Below are 4,066 nucleotides of genomic sequence, written 5' to 3'. Positions count from 1 at the left end.
CGTGTGCTCTGCGGGTTTACCCTGATCAGTTCTCAAGGTGTCGCGAATTCTAGGAACTGGATTCATAACCAGTCAAGGATAAGGATGCTGTTCTTAATAACTAAATTGCATGAAATACCGTGACCTGAGGGACTTCATGGCGGGCCTGGAGCGGGCCGGCGAGCTCAAACGCATCGCCGAACCAGTCTCCGCGCGGCTCGAAATGACAGCGATCAGCGACTCCGTGCTGCGTGCCGGCGGTCCGGCGCTGTGGTTCGAACGCCCCGCCGGTTACAAAATTTCGGCCTTGACGAACCTGTTCGGAACGCCTCGGCGGGTCGCCCAGGGCATGGGCGCCACCGAGGTGAGCGAGCTGCGCGACGTGGGTCGGGTGCTGGCCAGCCTGAAGGAGCCCGAGCCGCCGAAGGGCCTGAAGGATACCGGCCGCTTGTTACAAATGGTCAAGGCGCTGTGGGACATGAAGCCGGCTGCGGTCCGCTCGGCGCCGTGCCAGCAGGAGATCCTGCAAGGCAGCGAGGTCGATCTGGGCGAGTTGCCGGTGCAGACCTGCTGGCCCCTGGATGCGGGGCCCCTGATCACGTGGGGTCTGGTGATCACACGCGGCCCGCAGGCTTCGCCGACGGCTCGCCGCCGCCAGAACCTGGGCATCTACCGCCAGCAGGTGATCGGCCGCAACGAAGTCATCATGCGCTGGCTGGCCCACCGCGGCGGGGCGCTGGACTTCCGCGATTTCGCGCTCGCCAACCCGGGCCGGCCGTTCCCGATCGCGGTGGCGCTCGGCGCCGATCCGGCGACCATCCTCGGCGCCGTGACGCCGGTGCCGGACAGCCTGTCCGAATACCAGTTCGCCGGGCTGTTGCGCGGCAGCCGCACCGAGGTGGTCGACACCGCGGTCGGCGAGCCGGGCTGGATGCTGCAGGCGCCGGCCGGCGCCGAGATCGTGCTGGAAGGCCACATCCCGGTCGTGCCGGCCGGCTTCACCGGCACCAGCGAGCACGGCGTGCCGCTGAAGGAGGTCGGCGGCTACCTGCATGCGCTCGAAGGGCCGTTCGGCGACCACACCGGCTATTACAACGAGCAGGACTGGTTCCCGGTGTTCCGCATCGACCGGCTGACGCGCCGGCGCGATCCGATCTACCACTCCACCTACACCGGCAAGCCGCCCGACGAGCCGGCGGTGCTGGGCGTGGCGCTGAACGAGGTGTTCGTGCCGATCCTGCAGAAGCAGTTTCCGGAGATCGTCGACTTCTACCTGCCGCCCGAAGGCTGCAGCTACCGGATGGCCATCGTCAGCATCCGCAAGAGCTATCCCGGCCATGCGAAGCGGCTGATGTTCGGCATCTGGAGCTTCCTGCGCCAGTTCATGTACACGAAGTTCATCGTCGTGACCGACGACGATGTCGACATCCGCAACTGGCAGGAGGTGATCTGGGCGATCACGACCCGCATGGACCCGGTGCGCGACACGACGCTGGTCGAGAACACGCCGATCGACTACCTCGATTTCGCGTCGCCGGTCAGCGGGCTGGGCGGCAAGATGGGGCTGGATGCCACCAACAAGTGGCCGGGCGAGACGGTGCGTGAATGGGGGCGCAGCATCCGCATGGACGCCGAGGTGGAGCAGAAGGTGGCGCAGATCGTCGCCGGCGTGATGGCGGCGCGCTGACAGTTACCAATTCGACGCCGATTCCTCGAATGCGGCCTTGAATCACCGCCGAGCGTCGTCTAAGTTTGGTGGGCCTGCATGCAGGCAACCTCACCGGCGCAGTCCCTGCGCACCAGGAGCCCTGGACCCACTTCCTCCGGAGCCCCGATTTGRCAACGTCAGTTGCCCGCCCCTCCCACCGCAAGGTCGGGAGGGGTTTCGCGTTATGAGGCCCCCGATCCCGGGTACGGGAATCGCCCCCCGAGGGGGCAGCGGGCCGGCTTGGGAGCGGCCCGGCGCTCGGCCCGCGCGTTCAACGAGAGTGGCTCAAGCGCGCACCAGGCTGCCCAGCCACTCGTGCAGCGCGTTGCGCACGTTCATGAAGCCGCGCGCCGTCGGCACCCATTCGAGCGACTTGGTGTCGACCCGGGCCGCCAGGCCCATCGGCGCCGGCTGGATCTTCATGCTGCCGCGTGCTGCGTCCTCGAACATCGCCACCGAGCGCGGCATGTGCCAGCCGTGCGTCACCAGCACGATCTGCGTGATGCCGGCCGGCTTCAGCAACGCGACGCTGCGGGCGGCGTTCTCGCGGGTGTCCTTCGACTGGTCCTCGACCCATTTCAGCGGGTGGTTGAAATCCTGGGCCGCGATGCGCGCCRCCGTCTGCGCCTCCGGCTGGCCATCGGGCTGCGACCAGCCGAGCCCGCCGCTGAAGGCGACCGGCAGGCCGGTTTCGCGGCCGAGCCACAGGCCGTAGCGCAGGCGCTCCAGCGAAAAGGAATTGAGGTTGGCCACGCCGTACTCCGGCGCCAGCGCCTCCTGCCCGCCGCCGAGCACGACGATCGCGATCGGCTGCTTCGCCTGCGCCGCCGCCTTCAGCTCGGCGATCTGTTCGCGGGTCAGCGCCGGCGGTACCTTCAGCGCGACCTGGGTGAGGAACTGCGCGGTGCCGCTGCAGGCGCTGAACCACAGCCCCAGCGTGGCCAGCAGGATCACCAGCCAGCCGAGGCCGCGGCGCGGCAGGATCAGCCGGGCGCCGATCAGCACCAGCAGCAGCAGCGGCACCGGCGGCAGCACGAGTGCGCTCAGGATGGGCTTCCAGGATTCGATGCCGAGCAGGGTCAGCAGGCTGTTCATGCGCTGGTTCCGGGGGGAAAGGTGGACGAAGGCCGGGCAGGCAGCGCCGGCATGGCGGCTGGATTGTGCCGGCGAGTCAGCGCTCACAGGCGTGAATCGTTCACACTCCCCGGCCCGCCCTGGCACCGTTGCCAGTCGCCGTTGTCAGGATGCACGCTGCGGCACGACCGAGTCCGCCTGCCTTGCAAACTGCGCGCTCGCAGTCATCTGGGCTGTCCAAGGAGATCTCATGAACACGACTTCCATCCAAACCATCACGCTGGGCGGCGGCTGCTTCTGGTGCGTCGAGGCGGTGTACGAGCGGGTGCTGGGCGTCACCGGCGTCGAGTCCGGCTACAGCAACGGCCGGGTGCGCAATCCGAGCTACGAGCAGGTGTGCAGCGGCGACACCGGTGCGGTGGAGGTGGTGCGGGTCAGCTTCGACCCGGCGCAGATCACGCTGCGCGAGGTGCTGGAGATCTTCTTCGTCGTGCACGACCCGACGACGCTGAACCGCCAGGGCAACGACGTCGGCACGCAGTACCGCTCGGGCATCTATGTCGAGTCGCCGGAGCATGAGCGCGTGGCCCGCGAGGTGATCGCCGAGATGGTGGCGAGCGGCACCTGCAAGAGCCCGATCGTCACCGAGGTGCTGCCGCTGGCCGACTACTCGCGCGCGGAGGACTACCACCAGCATTACTTCGCGCAGCACCCGGGGCAGGGCTACTGCGCGTTCGTCGTCGCGCCGAAGGTCGAGAAGTTCCGCAAGACCTTCGCCAGCAAGGTGCGGCCCGAGTAGCGGGTCGAGCGAGGGGGCAGTCAGTACACTTGCCCCCCCATGGACACCCTGTGGCTTTCTTCGCCGGCCCCGGCCTTGCGGCTGTGGGCCGACGGGCGGTGGAAGGTCAATGCCGCCGCGGCGCGGTGGGCGTCCGACCACGGCATCGCCGACGCAGGCTGGCAGGCGCTGGCCCGCGAACTGGTGGCCACGCTGCGCCACCCCGAGCCCAGCGGGCGCGGGCGGGTTGCGTTCCCGGGCTCGTCGCTCGAGATCGACTGGAACTCCGTCTGGCTCGACAGCGGCTGGCTCGCCTGGCTGGTGCTGCCGTCGGCCGATGCGGCGCGGCTCGCGCTGATCGAGCAGTTCGGACGCACCGGCGCCTGGGAGCGCGACCTGCGCACCGGCGAGGGCCGCTGGGACACCCACATGTTCCGCCTGTGCGGCTTCGACCCGGCCGGCGGCGTGCCGAACTTCGACCAGGCGAGCGAGCGCGTCCACCCGGACGACCGCGACCGCTTCCGCCG

4 protein-coding genes are annotated in these 4,066 nt (G+C 68.8%); 3 read left to right on the top strand and 1 reads right to left on the bottom strand.

What is annotated here, in order from left to right; genetic code table 11:
* The first annotated feature begins 109 nt into the window (after window positions 1-109).
* Window positions 110-1,666, top strand: coding sequence for a UbiD family decarboxylase (locus AC1D01_RS23540; RefSeq protein WP_477870624.1), 1,557 nt, complete (start codon window positions 110-112; stop codon window positions 1,664-1,666).
* A gap of 306 nt (window positions 1,667-1,972) precedes the next feature.
* Here the strand turns inward: AC1D01_RS23540 and AC1D01_RS23535 are convergent, their stop codons facing one another.
* A complete protein-coding gene (locus tag AC1D01_RS23535) occupies window positions 1,973-2,782 on the bottom strand; it encodes a YdcF family protein (RefSeq protein ID WP_477870622.1) in 810 nt (269 codons plus the stop codon).
* 229 nt (window positions 2,783-3,011) lie between these two features.
* On the opposite strand from AC1D01_RS23535, the gene msrA reads away from it, so the two are divergent.
* A complete protein-coding gene (msrA, locus tag AC1D01_RS23530) occupies window positions 3,012-3,560 on the top strand; it encodes a peptide-methionine (S)-S-oxide reductase MsrA (RefSeq protein ID WP_477870620.1) in 549 nt (182 codons plus the stop codon).
* A gap of 39 nt (window positions 3,561-3,599) precedes the next feature.
* Window positions 3,600-4,066: hypothetical protein (locus AC1D01_RS23525; protein ID WP_477870618.1), on the top strand; the 467-nt coding region annotated here is incomplete at its 3' end.

The sequence above is a fragment of the Rhizobacter sp. P3_B12 genome (assembly GCF_056402895.1).
Note: the sequence above shows the minus strand (reverse complement) of the source record. Positions and strands in the feature narration are given on the sequence as shown.